This is a genomic window from Fibrobacter sp. UWB16, assembly GCF_900215325.1.
In the GTDB taxonomy this organism is placed as follows: Bacteria; Fibrobacterota; Fibrobacteria; order Fibrobacterales; family Fibrobacteraceae; genus Fibrobacter.
This window is the reverse complement of the sequence record NZ_OCMS01000001.1, coordinates 913,665-929,144: the sequence shown is the minus strand read 5'-3', so window position 1 is coordinate 929,144 and position 15,480 is coordinate 913,665. Positions and strand designations below refer to the sequence as shown.

Here is a 15,480-nt window from a genome sequence, read left to right as displayed (position 1 = left end):
TGTTTTATTTAATTTAAAAATAAGTTATTTACCGATGAAAAGGATTGGAAAAGAAAAAAAAGCACTACCTTGTTAGGTAATGCTTTTCGTGGGGCCTCCCGGACTTGAACCGGGAACCAACGGGTTATGAGTCCGCGGCTCTAACCGATTGAGCTAAAGCCCCAGTTCACCCAAAATTAGTAAATATTTTGAAATTGTCTTTGCCCACTCGTAGTGGAATCCGCTATAGGCGTTTACAACGCATTTGTCCCAATCGGCGACTTCCGTGTTGTACACATTGATCGCATCCTTGATGCGGCGCAACATCTGGTGTGGGGCGTTCGCATCATCGACGAGGAAGGCGTTTGCTTCGCCTGCGGTCTCGAGGGTGTAGTCGGTGAGCATGCTTGCAATGCCCACGTTACGGCCGGTAAGTGGGAGGGTGCCTGCGGCCATGGCCTTGAGGATAATCGAGGCGGACGGCTCTTGCAGGTTGGCTGCAAACAAAATGTCAGAAGCGGCGAGCGTGTCGCGCAACTTTTCTCTGTTGTTCGCTTCTTCGGAATCGAACTGGAGGATGCGGATGAAGTTGCCGTACTGGTGAGAAACTTCCTGGTAGTAGTTCCACTCGGGGTGTTCCGGCGGGATGCCCACGATGATGAGGGCGTTTTCCTTTGCGATATCCGAAAGGATTGTTGCAAGCGTTTCGGAGGCGTTGCCCGAATCCATGTCCATGTGGCTGTAAATAATCAGCTTGTTTGTGAGATCCATGCCGAACTGGCGGCCGAGGCTCGCCTTGGCGATACGCTTCGCTTCCTTGATGGGGCGCTTTGCTTTGTCGTTGAAGTCCCAGAACTTGTAGTTCACGCCGAACTGGATGCCGAGGAGCTTTTCGCTGTTGCGGTTCAAAAATCCGCTGAGGCCGCCGGGGAGGTTCGTGTTGAGCATGGCGTCACGATAGCCCGAAGACGGGAAGAGGACCTTGTTGGCATACAGGATGCCCGCCTTGAGGAGGCTGACCTTGCCCCAGAATTCGTAACCGTCCATGTTGAAGTCCTTGCGCGGGAGGCCGATCTTTTCGATTTCGCTCGGCTGCACGTGGAAGTCGTAAGTGATGTTATGGACGTTGAAGAAAAACGGGATGTTGTGGAACGCTTCTTGGTAAACGGTGTGGCAGAGTGCGCCGACGAGTGCGCCACCCCATTCGTGCCCGAGAATTGCCTGGAACTTGAAGTCGCTCTGGCTGCAGTATGTGAGCACGGCTGATGCGAACATGGCAAATCTCAGGTGGTTGTCGCTATAGGGGAGCGAGTGCGGAGGCCCGTAAACATAGGGCCTGCCGAAATATTCCTCGTTGTATATATAAGTGTGGAGTGGGTCGTCGTCAGAACGCCAGACCTCAAACGGCTTGTCCTGTAGCGCTTCGACGCCCTTGAAAACGCAATGATACTTGTCGGAATCTACAATATGGTCTTTGTAGAACGGCGAACAGGTAATAACCTGGGACCCGGCATTGGCAAATGCCTGTGTCATGCAGTTTACTGCGGTCGCGAGGGGGCTCGGTACCTTCCAGTTCCCCGCTTCTGGAGTTACGACGAGTATATTCATTGTTTTTTTATACACTCCAAATAAAAATTTACCTATAAAAATAGGTATGTATAAATTTATTTATTTAAATTTCAACTGAAAGGGTGAATTTTATTTTTTAACCTGATAAAGAGTCCTTTTCAATTTTTTTTACCAAAACTTCATCTGAAGGATACAAAATGAAGAAGATTTTCATTGCTGCTTTGGCTACTGCCGTCGCCTTGACGATGACTGGCTGTAAGGGTACTAACGAAAAGCGCGGCGACGAACACCTTAAGGAAGGCCGTTTCCGCAATGCTATCAACTCTTATCTTGAGGCAAAGAAGAAGGGCAAGATGTCCGATGAATTCTTTGACAACTTCACCCTCGCTCTCGTGCGTGCCGGTGATATGGAATCCAAGAAGGACTTGAGCAGCGATCTCATCAGCAACTACTTTGAAAAGGCTGCATCCAACATCGGTAAGGTCAAGGAAGACGCTACTGTTGAAGAATACGTCAAGACGCTCGGCGATATCGGTAAGCGCCAAGCTGCTCAGGAAGGCGTTGACTACGCAACGATCATCAATGCTTTTGCAAAGATCGACTCTGCTGAATCCGTCGCTAAGACCCGCCACATTGCAGAATCTGCCATCAAGAGCATCCGTGAAGAAACTGAAAAACTCTATGTCTCTCGCAACTTGCAGGAAGCTTTGAGCGAAGACGATCCGGTCGTGAAGGAATACTTGCTCCTCCGCATGGCTGAAATGGCTCCGACGAACCAGGAAATCCAGAATGCTTTGAACAAGAGCCGCAAGGTCACTCGCGGTTACTTCCTCATCTTCGGCGAAAACGTTCCGGACTTGAGCGGCAAGCAGCGCGTGGACAAGTGGGGTTACGTGATGGCTCTCCCGACTATGAAGCAGTCCAAGAATGGCTTCTCCTGCGAACTCCAGTTCTGGGCTTCTACGGGTAACAACACTGAACTCGACCCGTCCCAGATCAAGCTCGTTTCTACCGATGGCAAGGAAGTCTACGCCAAGGGCAACACGGGCTGGTGCGAAGCCGAAGTTCTCGTAGGCAAGAAGGGTGACGAAAAGATTGAAAAGAAGCAGAAAAAGTTCAAGGGCAAGGGCAAGTTGATGAACGAATTCCAGTGCTCTGTGAATGTTAGCTTCTCTTACCCGAAGGGCTTTGTTCCGGACTACATCGAATACAAGGACCAGTACGGCATTGGTCGTAAGTACCTCGGTCACTAATTCGTAACGGAATTTAAAGACTGTTTAAGGCTCGCCGCGGATGCGCGGCGGGTCTTTTTTTGTGCGTGCGGTAAGATTGTTTGCGCTGCCTCCGTCACCTTGAGACCCGTTAGGGGCGAAAGGTCCAGTAAAGTCTCGCCATACAAAAAAATCCCCGGCGTTTACCGGGGAGCTAAAACGTTTTCAAGAGGGCGATGCCCGCTCGGAGACGGGCATGACAAATGTTAGAAGTCTGCGTGGGCACTCATGCCGAGGGCGAACTTGGATTTGCCGACGACCGGGTTCTTGTCCTTGCTGAAGTTGTAGCCGAACCAGAAGACCACATTCGTGTTGAGTGTCGGGTAGACGTAGAAGTTCATGCCGAGGAACTTGAATTCGTCTTTCTTGATTTCGGAATCCGGATCGTGGTATTCGAAGCTCAAGCCGAGAGTGAACTTCTTTGTGATGTTGAAGCTCGGTTCGATGGCGAAGAGCATTTGGTCTTCGGTGAACATCTGCGGGGCGGCTTCGTAATCCTTGTTAGTGATTGCGTAGAAGTAGTTAAGTCCCAAGTTGAAAATGCCGTAGTTCAAGCTCGGTTCGAGGAGGAAGGAGTGAACGGCATTGCCCTTGTACGGGTGGAGGCCGTAGACGGCATAGATGCTGTAGTTGAGGACTTCGAGGCTCTTGGAGTAGTCAAGTTCTGTGCCGAAGAAATAGGTGTAACCACGACCGACTTCGGAACCGAATACCCAGTCTACGCTCGGGGTGATGGTCAAGTGTTCGTCCGGGCGATTCAAAAGCTTAAGGCCGTAGCTGCCGAACACGGCAACTGCGCTCTTGCTGTCGTCCGTGGCGCCAATGTAGAACTTGCCGTCGCCGAACTTGTTGTTGCCAACTTCGACACCGAAACCGCGAATGCTCTGGTCACGGGAAATCACGGCGTAGCGGCCTGCATCACGCCAGAAGTAGTAATTGAAAGTACCTGCGTTGTAAGTCAAGTCACCGAAGATGAAGCTTACGTCCTGGAACGGAGTCCAGCGGAGTTCTACGCCGTCAAAGTTGAATGCGGTGTAGCGGTCTGCGTCGCTATTGATGGCGGTCGAACGGGCGAGGCCATGGCGGATTTCTGCGGCCTGGTCGGAGTTCGTAATATTGCTCTTGGTGTTCGTGAATACGGTCACGGAAACGTTTTCGTCGAGATTAGCCTTGACGGACAAGTCGATGTCCTGGTTTGCGGCGTTGGTGGGGTCAAAATCCCTGTCGAAATAACTAGCGAAGTCGAAATCGACATTTCCGTGAATTTCGACATCGGCGGCCGCGGCAAAACCGGTAGCGGCGAGGGCAATCGGCAAAATGAGTTTACGCATACAATCCTTCCAAAAAAGATTTATTGATTTTTACGTGCAAAAGATAGAAATATCTTGGCTGTGAAACCAATGTTTTGTTCCATATACCCCAAAATATACGAATATGCAAAGTCCAGAAAGATTCAGTTTTGTAAATTTGAAGGAGTCTTTAATAAAGGTGAATATGAAATTCTCCTCCCGTTATCTTGTTTTTTTGTTGCTTGCCTTGGTGCAAGGTGTTTTCGCGTTGACTGCAGAGCAGGTCTTGGACAAGTCCAAATCCTGGTTTAAGTCGGGCAAGGCATGGAGCCTTAATTTTAGGGCTCAGGTTTATCAGGCTGATTCTCCGGATATCAATACGCAATCGGGAAGTCTCGTTGTGGCCGAAGGGGATAAGTTCAAGCTGGACCTATTGGGCATAAAGTTCTATAGCGATGGCGAGAGCCTTTGGCAGTGGAATGTGGAACAGAAACAGGTCCTCATCAAGGCTGTGGAAGACTTGTCGAGTGCGCTCCATCCTTCAGAACTTTTGTTCAAGTACCTGAACTGCAAGGCGCTTTCGATGGGCGAGGCAAAATTTGCAGGGCAAGAACTCTGGGTGCTGAAACTTGATCCGGCGAAATATGCGGGACAGTTTACCAAGATGGAAGTCTGGCTTTCCAAGAAGGACTATTCTCCGGTACGGCTTTTTACGGAAGATCCGGCGGGGAACAGTACATGGTACGGAATTTTGGATATCAAGGTCATCAAGAAAATTTCTAACGACGATTTCAAGTACAAGCCTGTCGCAGGTGTTGATGAAATCGATATGAGGTAGCTTGTGAAGTTTGGCAATATAAAGAGTATCGTTGCTGGCCTCCTTGTCGGGGGTGCTTTGTGCGGTAATGCCATTGCCGCCGAAACATTGTTCAGTAACAATGTGTTTGCGGTTGCTCCTGCTGGTGCCGAAGGCTCGTTGTGGGCTTTTTCCCGAAATGGTAGCTACAGCGGCGTTACGTTGTTGACGTTCAATGTGCCTGACAAGGGCTCCGTGTCGCTCGAATCTACGGAAAAGGAAGCTGTTTCGGATACGTTGACGGCGGTGCATAATGGGTTCCTGTTCGACAGTGACGAATTTGCAGAACGCAGGCGCATCCCCGCTGTTTATACGGGTTCTAAACTTGGCCTTGTGCTTCCGATGTTTGCAATGGACGACGATGACCGTTACTTGCAGCCGGCTGGATTTTTCTCGATTCTTGATCCGAAGACGATTAATGAATATGCCATTGAAGTTCCTTCGAATGTCGAAGATTTTAAGGACCCGATGAAATATACGGTGAGCGGATTTGCTTACGATTCAACGGGAAAACGCTTGTGGCTTGCCCGCGGTGCTTTGGGCTTGATGGTCCATGACGTTTCGAGCAATAAGGGCTCGAAAGATACGACGTTTGTCTTGAATGTAGAAAAAGAAGAGCTCGAACAGCTCAAAGGTAGTACCGTTCTGGATTCGACAAAGTACCTGGATGTTTATGATGTGCGCTTGCACCCTGAAACAGGCGATCTTTGGCTTGCAACGGCTCAGGGAATTTGGGTCAAGTCTTCGAGCGGTCTCAAGAATGTTTCGAAAAATCTCAAGGATTCCCGTGTGACTGGGCTTTGGATGGGCGGAAATCCGCTTCAGATTATTGCCGAGACGAACTATAAGGATAAAAAGAATGTCGTAGGCGGGCTTTGGCGCATCTATGGCGAAAAGTCCAAAGACTTTGTCAAGGTGGATTTCTTGGATACGGCTGGCAAGGTCCTGAAAAAGGACATTTATGATGAAGCCGATTACACGGTGGGCGATGTCGCTTTTATCGGGAATAAGGCGTTTGTCCTTGTCCGTACGGCGGGTGGCTCGGCTAGTGGCTATCTTAAGCTTGATTCTCTTGGTGTTAAGGCCTGGGAACAAGATGATGACGGAAAGAACCAGTGGCTGTATGGCTATGAAACTGGTGCGACAGACCGTAGGTTCGTTATCAAGTCTATGTGTGCGTTCCCTCTTTCGAAAAAGCGGATGGGGCTTGCCATTGCGACTTATGGAAATGGAATTTCTGTTTCGGCAGACTCGGGCGCTACGTGGAATGTGATTTTGAACCGCGCAAAGCTTGATAACAACTTGGGTTCCATTCGCATGGTGCCTTCCGTGATTACGCCAGGCGACGAAGCGCTTGTTTCGTACAAGGTTGGTCGTGAATCTAAAATCACGATTGAAGTTTTCAGTTACGACATGCGCAAGGTCCGAACGATTGTGAAAAATGCAGTGCGCAATGCGGATGCTTTGCGTAGCACGAATCCGAAAGAAGATTTTTGGGATGGTCGAGATGACCACGGCAAGGATTGCACGATGGGTGTCTACTATATCAGGGTAAAGGATAATCACGGTCACATTGGCTGGGGCAAGACTATGACGCTCGGAGGTAACTTCAGATGATTAAGTTTAAGAATCTTGTTGTTGCCGCCTTGGCGGTTGGTGCTTTTGCCTCCTCTGCTATGGCTATCGGCTTTACGAAAAAATCCGAACTTGGTGGCTTTGACGGCTTTGTGGAACGTATGGGGGCCGGCGTCCGTGAACTTGGACGCGGTAATACGGGCTCGGCCGATACGGCTTCTATGCCTGGTGCTTACTGGAACCCGGCATTGCTTGGTTTCCGTGAAAATATTGGCTATACGGTGAACTTTGAAAAACGCGACTTGGACCGTATTGGTGGTGCCGTGGGTGTTGAAGGCAAGGTCGGGAAGCGCATGGGTGTTGGCTTTGCCATGCTCTATCGCGGTGATACGGATTTCAAGGTGATTGACGATGACGATAAGACGCTGGGTTCTGCGTCTCCGTTTTTCTCGATGTTCTATCTTGGCTTTGCGTTCCGTGCGACTCGTCAGGATGCATTCGGGCTTTCGCTTTCGATGAGCTATGATAATTTGGATGTGGCGCAGTATTTCGATGGAATTGAAATGGAAGATTCTTTCCGCAGCCCGGTGACGATCAACTTGAGCTGGTTTCGCCAGTGGAATGAAAAGTGGTCGTCTTCTGTCATTATCCGCAATTTAAGCTTTAGCGAAAACTTGTCTGCAAAGTGGACGAAGAATCCGAGCAAGGATAATTCGCTTGCATCGACCGAAGGCGTTCGCCCGAAGGTGTTGCAGATTGGGATTGGCTACCGTACAAAGTTGCTAGGAAAGAATGTGGGCGCCTGGATGGAAGCGATTGACTATCAGGTGGCTGATACGCTCTTGGCTTTTGACCCGCAGCTCCATGTTTGGACTGGCCGCGTGGGCTTTGATTGCGAAATCATCCCGAATGGTACGCTTCGCATTGGTATGGACGATTTGGATTGGATGTTTGGTGCGGGTTACAAGTTTGATATTCGCATTGGGCGTAAGAGGTTCCCGATTGAAGTGAACTATGCGTTCCTTTATGAATCTCGTGCTGGCATCTGGACTCCGTTTACGCTTGGCTTGCGGGGATACATTCCTTGATCTCTAAAGTGTTCATTTCGAAGGTACGCAGTCTAGAATCGATGGACTGCAACTTCGATGCTCACATCAATGTGATTTGCGGACCGAATGGCTGCGGCAAGACGACGATTTTGGAGTCGATTTATTTGCTTGCGCAGGGATTCTCGTTTCGGTCGCGTGACTTGCGTGAACTGATTACATGGAAGCAGAACGAACTGATTCTGCGCGGTGAATTTGAAGATGAGGGGCGCGAGCGGAAGCGAGCGCTTCGCGTGTTTTCTCGCGGGAGCGAGGTTCGTGAAAACGGTGAATCGCTTAAGTCTCCGACTGCGTTTTTCGGGACGTGCCCGGCGGTGATTATGCAGCCTTCGGATATTGAGCTTTTGCGAGGTGGACCGGATGTGCGCAGGCATTGGCTCGATGAAATTCTCTGTTTCCGTTCTTCTGCAAATTCTTTGGTGTTGCGCAATTACAAGCGCGTGCTGCAACAGCGTAACAAGTGGCTTAAGGAATTTAAGCAGAAGGGCTCTGCGGTCGGTGGCGAAGACTTATTCCGTGTGCTAACGCAACAGCTGATAGATCTTGGTGCCAAACTTTGGGCGGCGCGAATTGCGCTCTCGAAAGAAGTCTCGGAAATTATTACGCGGTACTATCGCAAGCTTTCGGGCGGGGTGGATGAAATCACTTGCGCTTACAAGAGCTCGATTCTGAAGTCGCTTGATGCGCTAGATGCGGCGGACCCGCTGTCGGATGAGATGATGGATGAAATTCCATCGGGCGCGACGGGTGCTGCTGAAGGTGTTGTTGAAATTGCTCGCAGGGAGTGCGCGGAATGTTCTGCGGACGGTTCCGGGAATGTCGCCGGGAACGCGGCGGATGGCTCGGATGCGGTAAGCGAGGAAATGCTGCGGAATGCGTTTGCGCGAAAGCTCGCGGATTTGGAATTTGTGGAACGCTTGCAGGGAATGACAATGGCGGGGCCGCACCGTGACGACTTGGCTCTGTGTGCGTCTGGTTACGAGATGCGTTCTGTCGGGTCGCAGGGGCAATGCCGTTCGGCGGCGGTTGCGATGCGTTTTGCAGCAGTCGATGTGGCGTCGCGTTACTTGACAAAGCCGATTTTGCTTTTGGACGATATTTTTGCCGAACTCGATGTGAACCGCCGTGATGCAGTCGCTTCGCTCATTCGCGAAAAGGAATGCCAGGTTGTAATTGCTACGCCGCAGGCGGAAGATCTGCCGTTTAAAGCAGATGCAATGTTTGAGTTGAAAATTTAAATCTTTATGTCATTCCCGCGAAAGCGGGAATCTCCTTTCAAGAAGGTGATGCCCGCTCGGAGGCGGGCATGACAATACAAAAAAACGCGCAAGGGTTTGCGCGTTTTTTGCATCGGGGCGTTGCGGGGTGGGAACAAAGTCCCAACTGCTAGGCTCAAAAGTAGGTCTGCAAGCAGCCCTGTTTTGTTCGCCTTACGCAGTTGCCCCCGCTAGAGAGGGTGATGGAAGACTCGGATTCAGCCGAGGCTGCAATCAGGGGGAGGCTTCCCCCTCTATATTACTTGTTCTTGAGCAAGTCGCGAATTTCGGTGAGGAGCTTTTCTTCGGCGCTCGGTGCCGGAGGTGCTGCCGGAGCTGCGGCTGCTTCAGCTTCTTTCTTCTTGCGCATGTTCTGCATGAAACCGAGGAATTTCTTCATCATGAGGAACACGGCGAATGCGACGATGAGGAAGTTCAGGATTTCGCCAACGAAGTTGCCGTACGGAATGGTCACGCCTTCAGCGGTCTTGTATGCGAGAGTCTTGAGGCCTTCACCTGCTTCTTGGCCACCGCACTTGGTGATTATGGCGGTGACGAGCGGCATCACGATGTCGTTCACGAAGGAGTTAACGATTTTACCGAAGGCGGCACCGATGATGATACCGATGGCCATGTCGACGATGTTACCCTTGAAGGCAAATGCCTTGAATTCTTCAATGAGTGAAGCTGCTTTATTTTTAATGCTCATTTTTGAGTCCCCTTTATGATTGGTTTCTTATTAAATAATAGCAAAGTCTTTAAAGATTGGGCGGTATTTTTTAAATTTGGCGCGTTATGTCATGGTTAATATTGGCTTTTGCTTCGGCAGTTTTTCTTGGCTTTTACGACTTGGCTAAGAAAAAATCGGTTCAGGATAACGCTGTCCGTCCGGTACTTTTGCTCTGCAGCGTTTTTTATGCGCTTTTGATGTTGCCGGTGCTTTTGACCGGGCATTGCGAGCCGCTGACTTTGCATGACCACCTGTTTTTGATGGTCAAATCGGTGATTGTCGGCGGGAGCTGGCTTTTCACGTACAGCGCGATTGCGCACATGCCGCTCAGCATTTCGACGACGATTCGTGCGCTTGCGCCTTTGTTTACAATCATGATCGCAGTCGGATTCCTCGGCGAGCGTCCGCAGGTGATGCAGTGGATCGGCATTGCGGTTTGCGTTTGTTCGTACATCGGACTCTCGCTTGCGGGTCGCAAGGAAATGGGGCATTTCTTTAGCAACGGCTGGGTCGTGGCGATGCTCCTCGGAACGATTTTGGCGGCTTGCAGCGGCATTTACGATAAGCTGATTTTGCAGCGCATGAATTTTGAACCGTTGACAGTGCAGGTCTGGTTCAGCATTTACATGTGCGTGGTGCAGTTTTTGACGACTTTGTTCACGTGGTACCCGACGCGTAAAAAGACGACTCCGTTTCAGTTCCGTTGGTCGTTCTTGGCGGTGGCGGCGCTGTTGATTATTGCAGACCGTTGCTATTTTTTGGCGGTGAGCGATTCGGATGCGTTGATTTCGATCATTACGGTGCTGCGTCGTTCGAGTGTGTTCATCAGCTTCTTGGCGGGAATTCTTATATTCAAGGAACGCAAGAGTAAGACGAAGTTTTTTGCAATGTTGGGCGTGGTCATTGGCTTGTGCTTGATTTCGCTCGGACGTTGATTTTTAATGGTCGCGGAGTAGTGGCGTTATGCTGAAGATTGGAATTACGGGTTCGATAGGTGCGGGCAAGTCCTTTGTCGGGGCCTTGCTGCGTGCGCGTAATTTCCAGGTGCTTGATGCCGATTGCAAAGTGCATGAACTTTACCGCGATTCGGCGGGGCTGCGCGCTGAAATGGTGGCGTACTTTGGCGAAGAATGCTTGACGCCGACGGGCGTGAATAGCGCGCTGATTGCAGACCGCGTTTTTGCGGATGCTAATGCTCGCGTGAAGTTGGAGCAGATTGTTTACCCGTACTTAAACCGTGCCGTGGCGGAATTTTTTTCAGGGGAGGCCGCTGACTCTTCTAGTGAAAGTGCCTCGCAGTTGACGAGTGTCGCGGACAAGTGCCGATTCGTGGAGGCTGCGCTTTTCTCGCGTGCGCCCGAGCTTGTAAAAATGCTTGACGAAATCTGGATTGTCGATGCGCCTGAAAGTGCTCGCCTGGAACGCTTGGTACATCGCGGACTCAGTGAAAGCGATGCTAAACGCCGTATTGAAAATCAGCGTGGCGCCTGTGCTCTGGAACTTTTTCCGGGCAAGCGGATTCGCACGGTTATGAACGATGGCGATAAATTGCACGTGGAACAGCAGCTTGATGAACTGCTAAGAGACTTACACTAATTTATTGGAATTATGCAACCTTATATTCACCAGTTCGCGAACTTTTTAAGGGCTCACTTGAATTCAATTTCGGTCGGGCTGATTGCAACGCTTTTGATGCTCTATGGCGCCTGCATCAATAACTATTTCAAGCGCATCACGAAAAGCATCCCGTTCATTGGGCGCTTTGCACTGTTCGTGGTGCTGTGCAGCGTGGGGTATGCGTTTGCAAGTTCGCAGATGGTGCGCCTTTTGCGCATGGTATTGCGCGAACTTTCGGACCTCCCGTTGATTGGGGTGGTTGCGGGATGCTTTGTGCTGCTTGCGTTCCTCGCCAAAAGCGGGAAAGATATCTGATACTTAGTCAATAGTCAATAGTCAATAGTCGTTAGATTCAATCAATAACTATTAACTAATGACTGATGACTAATAGCTAATTAAAATTATCGCGGTTTACTCCGTATAAAATAACGTCGTCAATCCACATTTCGCTTTCGTCTACAATCCAAATGGTGAAAGTCGTGACGCGCGGCTTGACGAAATCCCATCCCATATTCCCGAACTCGCCATCGCCTTCGACAAAATCGCTTGGTGTAAAGCAGAAGCGTTTCCAGGTGGAATCGAGATAGTCCACATACTTTGTTTTTCCGGTCGGCTCGTTGAGAACTTCTACCGCAAAACCGAGCTCGCCCTTGCCTTTGGCGTAGAATGCGATGGAATCGATGCCTTCTAGGCTAGACGGGACGCGGCTTACGCGTGAGCCGATCATCGACCACTTGCCTCTTGTTTTGCTAGTGCTCTTCCAATGGAATACGTAGCCGCCACGTTCCTTGCTGGATTCAAAGGCGTCCTGAATGTTTTCGCTTGAGGGCGTTGTCGTGACGTTTGTGTCTTGTGGATGGAAGTACCATTCGCGCGGACCGTCGCCGTAGTCAAATGCGGATTCGAGTTTTTGATTTTCGAAGTCAATCAGCGTGATGGAATGGATGGCTTTTACGAGCGAGTCGGGGAGGCTTGCCCAGATATCATTGCTTGCGCTTGCGTCGAGTGCTGCGGTCTTGCCCCAGTACATTTCGAGGTTTTCAACGCTTGATGAGCCGTCGATGCGGATTTGGAATTCTGCGGACTGCGGAGTGTCTGGAGTGGTGCTGTTCCAGAAAGCTCGCTTGAATGCGAGACGGTTCCCGCTTTGGTCGGTGAATCGGATGTCGTTTCCGTTGTCCATGGCTTCGCTAAAGTCGAAGTTCGTTTCGTTTAATCGCACAAAGACAACGGTAGTTTCTGCGATGGGTTTCATCCAATCCGAGATTGTAGAATCAAGCGGAATGGTGCGAACATGTGCCCATTGCTCTAATTGTTCGTTTTCGAGAGTCGGTTTTGCTAGCGCTTGGATATCGCTCTTTTCGCCAGCAGAAATTGTAATGGAGGCTTCGCCAATTGTCGCTTGTTCATCGGGCAATATGGCACGAATCTGGTAGCTTGCGGGCGGAAGTGAATCGAGTGTGAATTCGCCGTCTTTGTTGGTCTTTACGATTTTATCGGTGCCGTAAATCTGGACCCAGGCGTAGTCGGTTCCTTCGGGGAGTGCAGCCTTGCCGGTGACGGAGCCGAGTTCTTCCATTTGCATGGTTGTTAATTTATTCTTCTTTAAGTCGCTAGAGGCAATAGCTTGGAAAACGCCGGAATTGCCATCAATGATTTCGATGTAGCCTTTATCAAAGTTGATGGAATCCATGACGATGTTGCCGAGCGAATCTGCAGCGACTTCTAATGTTGCGTCTTGTATATTATTTTGCGTGACGGCGGAATTCGATGAAACTCCTTCCACGTACCAAAGCGGACGGATTCTTGCGACAACGTTGGCAGCCGGTTTAGAATTGATGTTTACAACGTTGATGATGCAAGCGTTTTCGGTTTCAACGGTGCTAGCGCCTGCGAGATTCTTATCTGAGGAGCAGGCGAATAGTAATACACAGGATAGAGATGCTAATAATCTTTTCATGCTATCCTCGCTTTTTCTTTTGTTGTTTCTTTGTCCGAAATATCGGCAACCGGGTACAGCGAGAAGATGAACTGCATGACCTTCTTTGGCTCTGCAACTTCGGCAACGCGTTTTTGAACTTGTCTGCGAAATTCGCAAGTCATCTCGACGAGATCTTCAAGACATTCGTCATCAACGCAAGCGAGAATAGATGAAATGTTGCGCTCGCTTGGCGGAATGTTGACGAGCGCGTTTTGCGCAAGCGTAAGCAGTTGATTCTGGTAACTGCGAATGGCGGTAACTTTGGTTGCCCCTGCCGATGTAAAATTGACGGTCGAAACGGCGTAACGTTCGGAGGCGAGCGGCGTAATCATCTTGAGCTCTTTCAAGACTCGAATGGCTTCTTTCACCTGGTCCTCGGAAACGGCTGGCGTAATCTGCTTAACCAAGGTGTGGACATCGGCCTTGCCGCCATTGATTTCGATAATCGAACGGACTACGGGTATCCACCAGCGGCTGAGGAATAAAATTTCGTTGGAATTCAGTTTGCGGAGGCTCACGTCTTGCAATGCGAGTGCCATCTTGTAAAGCTTATCTTTTTTTGCTTTGGATTTTGTGCGCGATGCCGCTACCAAAATCTCAAAAAGTTCTCCATCGCGGCCTTTGAGCCCGAGCAATTTTTTGGAGAGCGGGATACTCTGCGCGGGGAGGTGGGATTCCTTATTCAATACACGGAAAACCTGGCTCGTTTCGAGTCCAAGTTTTTGTCCCATCATCTTATAGGAAAATAGCGGAAATTCCAATTTCTTCTGCACGAAGAAATTTTTCAGTAGATCTCTGTAATCGCCAATTTCGTCAATATTTAACATAACCGCCTCTACTATGAAATAGATTTTTTACAAAGAGCTAGGATCGTTTTTTTTGAAGTTTTATTGACGAATTGACAATATGGTGTATGATGTTTATCACGGATTATTTTTGTAAAAATGATGTTTTTCTTACATCTGTACGATTTTCGAGCTAAAAATCTAATTTAAGGCAAGAAAAACAGAGAGGTAGCTATGCAGAAAGAAGACATCGTTGTTTTAAGGCAAGTTGTGATTTTTTCACTGATTGCTATTGTACTAGGCTTCGTTTACGGCTAATCTTTAAGTAAAATTTGGTGTATAGGCGTAAAGCTGGTGCGGTTAAGAGCTGCACTGGCTTTTTTGTTTATAAAAGATGTTATATTGTTCTAGCCTGAAAAAGATTAAAAAGGGATTGTTAAAAATGCCAGCAGAAATAAAGATTCTTGAACGTGCTGAAATGTATTTGCGAAAGCTTTCTTGTGGGGTGAATCCTTTGACTGAGGAAACTCTTCCGGAAGGTGATGTGTGTAAGCAGGAACGTATTAGCAAATGCCTTGCTTATGTGGCTGATTATTTAAAGCAAAAGGTTATGCCGGTGATGGAACGTCGCGAAAAGGTGGTGGCTCCGAAACCGCAAAAGGCTGTAAAGCCGCGCCCAGTCCGTGAAGTGGCAACGCAAGAACTTGTCTTTACTCCCGAAATGTTGTCCAAGTTCGAAATTTCTGTTGAACCGGTTTCTGTATCGGGTGTTGTACGCCGCTTGAATTTCTTGATCCCGCATGAAAGTGGAATGATGCCGCTTGTGTACGCAGACGTGGCTGAAGTGCTTTCGAGAGAAGGCGTTCTTTTGAAGGAAGAGGGCGATAAGGGCAAGGACCTGAATTTGCCGACTCCGCGTGGTGAAGAACTTGGTTTTGCAAAGGTTGAAGCTGATATTCGTGGACACCATTCGGTTTACACGAAATGCAATGCCGATGCTCAGAAGTTTATTTTGGATAATATTGATAAATGCGTTGCTCAGGCGAATGAACGCTTGGCAAGGCGCAAATCGCGTGCAGAATTGGGCGAGACTGGCCGCAGTGGTAAGGAAAAATTCCATGTGACCGAAGAACAGCTCAAGAATTATCCGACAGATGAATCTCCGGTGCCGGTCAGCGAAATTGCAAGACGTTTGAACGACTTGCTCCCGCAGGATTCGAATGTTGAAAAGATTTATTTCAAGGCCATTCGCGACTGGTTTGTTGCTCAGAACATGCTTGAAGAAAAGAAAACTGCTCTAGGCAAGATTTTCTTTGAACCGACGGAAACGGGCGCTCAAAACGGCATTGTGACGGAATCGCGCGTGGGCAAGAATGGCGAAAACTATGATGCTGTCTTGTACAATGGTGCTGCTCAAAAGCTCGTGCTTCAGCACGTGAACGAACTCGCGTAAGCTTTTACTTCTA

General features: G+C 49.3%; 14 protein-coding genes and 1 tRNA gene. 9 read left to right on the top strand and 6 right to left on the bottom strand.

From position 1 onward, the window contains the following. Positions 1–89: 89 nt before the first annotated feature. Both CRN95_RS03840 and CRN95_RS03835 read right to left on the bottom strand, forming a co-directional pair. A tRNA-Ile gene (locus CRN95_RS03840) sits at positions 90–163 on the bottom strand. Further along, on the bottom strand, positions 154–1,587 hold the full coding sequence (locus tag CRN95_RS03835) for a glycogen synthase (protein WP_097020128.1): 1,434 nt from the start codon (positions 1,585–1,587) through the stop codon (positions 154–156). The genes CRN95_RS03840 and CRN95_RS03835 overlap by 10 nt, the downstream gene beginning before the upstream one ends. Positions 1,588–1,745: 158 nt before the next feature. Here CRN95_RS03835 and CRN95_RS03830 point away from each other — a divergent pair, with 158 nt between their 5' ends. Continuing rightward, entirely contained in the window at positions 1,746–2,801 is a 1,056-nt protein-coding gene (locus tag CRN95_RS03830; RefSeq protein WP_088630623.1) for a hypothetical protein, read from the top strand. 224 nt (positions 2,802–3,025) lie between these two features. On the opposite strand, the gene CRN95_RS03825 is transcribed toward CRN95_RS03830, so the two are convergent. Beyond that, on the bottom strand, positions 3,026–4,150 hold the full coding sequence (locus tag CRN95_RS03825; protein WP_088630624.1) for a hypothetical protein: 1,125 nt from the start codon (positions 4,148–4,150) through the stop codon (positions 3,026–3,028). A 163-nt stretch (positions 4,151–4,313) separates the two neighbouring features. Between CRN95_RS03825 and CRN95_RS03820 the strand changes: the two genes are divergently transcribed. The 4 genes from CRN95_RS03820 to CRN95_RS03805 are packed head-to-tail and all read left to right on the top strand — an operon-like array spanning position 4,314 to position 8,883. After that, entirely contained in the window at positions 4,314–4,946 is a 633-nt protein-coding gene (locus tag CRN95_RS03820; RefSeq protein ID WP_088630625.1) for an outer membrane lipoprotein carrier protein LolA, read from the top strand. A 3-nt stretch (positions 4,947–4,949) separates the two neighbouring features. Further along, the gene (locus CRN95_RS03815; RefSeq protein ID WP_088630626.1) at positions 4,950–6,581 is read left to right on the top strand and encodes a hypothetical protein; all 1,632 of its coding nucleotides are present in this window, start codon (positions 4,950–4,952) and stop codon (positions 6,579–6,581) included. After that, complete coding sequence (locus CRN95_RS03810; RefSeq protein ID WP_088630627.1) at positions 6,578–7,627, top strand: hypothetical protein; 1,050 nt, start codon at positions 6,578–6,580, stop codon at positions 7,625–7,627. Before CRN95_RS03815 ends, CRN95_RS03810 begins: the two co-directional genes overlap by 4 nt. 8 nt (positions 7,628–7,635) lie before the next feature. Further along, entirely contained in the window at positions 7,636–8,883 is a 1,248-nt protein-coding gene (locus CRN95_RS03805; RefSeq protein WP_235002859.1) for a DNA replication/repair protein RecF, read from the top strand. A 277-nt stretch (positions 8,884–9,160) separates the two neighbouring features. On the opposite strand, the gene mscL is transcribed toward CRN95_RS03805, so the two are convergent. Further along, the gene (mscL, locus tag CRN95_RS03800; protein WP_097020127.1) at positions 9,161–9,610 is read right to left on the bottom strand and encodes a large-conductance mechanosensitive channel protein MscL; all 450 of its coding nucleotides are present in this window, start codon (positions 9,608–9,610) and stop codon (positions 9,161–9,163) included. An 86-nt stretch (positions 9,611–9,696) separates the two neighbouring features. Between mscL and CRN95_RS03795 the strand changes: the two genes are divergently transcribed. From CRN95_RS03795 to CRN95_RS03785, 3 genes are read left to right on the top strand one after another with little or no spacing between them, the layout of a single operon-like run. Continuing rightward, positions 9,697–10,566: a DMT family transporter gene (locus tag CRN95_RS03795; RefSeq protein ID WP_088630630.1), complete on the top strand. Its 870-nt coding sequence runs from the start codon at positions 9,697–9,699 to the stop codon at positions 10,564–10,566. Between the two features lie 28 nt (positions 10,567–10,594). Beyond that, on the top strand, positions 10,595–11,227 hold the full coding sequence (gene coaE, locus CRN95_RS03790) for a dephospho-CoA kinase (protein WP_088630631.1): 633 nt from the start codon (positions 10,595–10,597) through the stop codon (positions 11,225–11,227). Between the two features lie 12 nt (positions 11,228–11,239). Then, positions 11,240–11,563, top strand: a complete 324-nt coding sequence (locus CRN95_RS03785; RefSeq protein ID WP_088640469.1) for a DUF3392 family protein — start codon at positions 11,240–11,242, stop codon at positions 11,561–11,563. A 76-nt stretch (positions 11,564–11,639) separates the two neighbouring features. Here CRN95_RS03785 and CRN95_RS03780 read toward each other — a convergent pair whose 3' ends face one another. Both CRN95_RS03780 and CRN95_RS03775 read right to left on the bottom strand, forming a co-directional pair. Beyond that, positions 11,640–13,208 carry a carboxypeptidase-like regulatory domain-containing protein gene (locus tag CRN95_RS03780; RefSeq protein ID WP_088630632.1) on the bottom strand — a complete coding sequence of 523 codons (1,569 nt, stop codon included), beginning with the start codon at positions 13,206–13,208 and terminating at the stop codon, positions 11,640–11,642. Beyond that, entirely contained in the window at positions 13,205–14,056 is an 852-nt protein-coding gene (locus CRN95_RS03775) for a DUF4423 domain-containing protein (protein ID WP_088630633.1), read from the bottom strand. Before CRN95_RS03775 ends, CRN95_RS03780 begins: the two co-directional genes overlap by 4 nt. A gap of 400 nt (positions 14,057–14,456) precedes the next feature. Between CRN95_RS03775 and CRN95_RS03770 the strand changes: the two genes are divergently transcribed. Further along, positions 14,457–15,467 (top strand): hypothetical protein, encoded by a 1,011-nt coding sequence (locus tag CRN95_RS03770; protein WP_235002858.1) that lies wholly within the window; start codon positions 14,457–14,459, stop codon positions 15,465–15,467. The last annotated feature ends 13 nt before the right edge of the window (positions 15,468–15,480 follow it).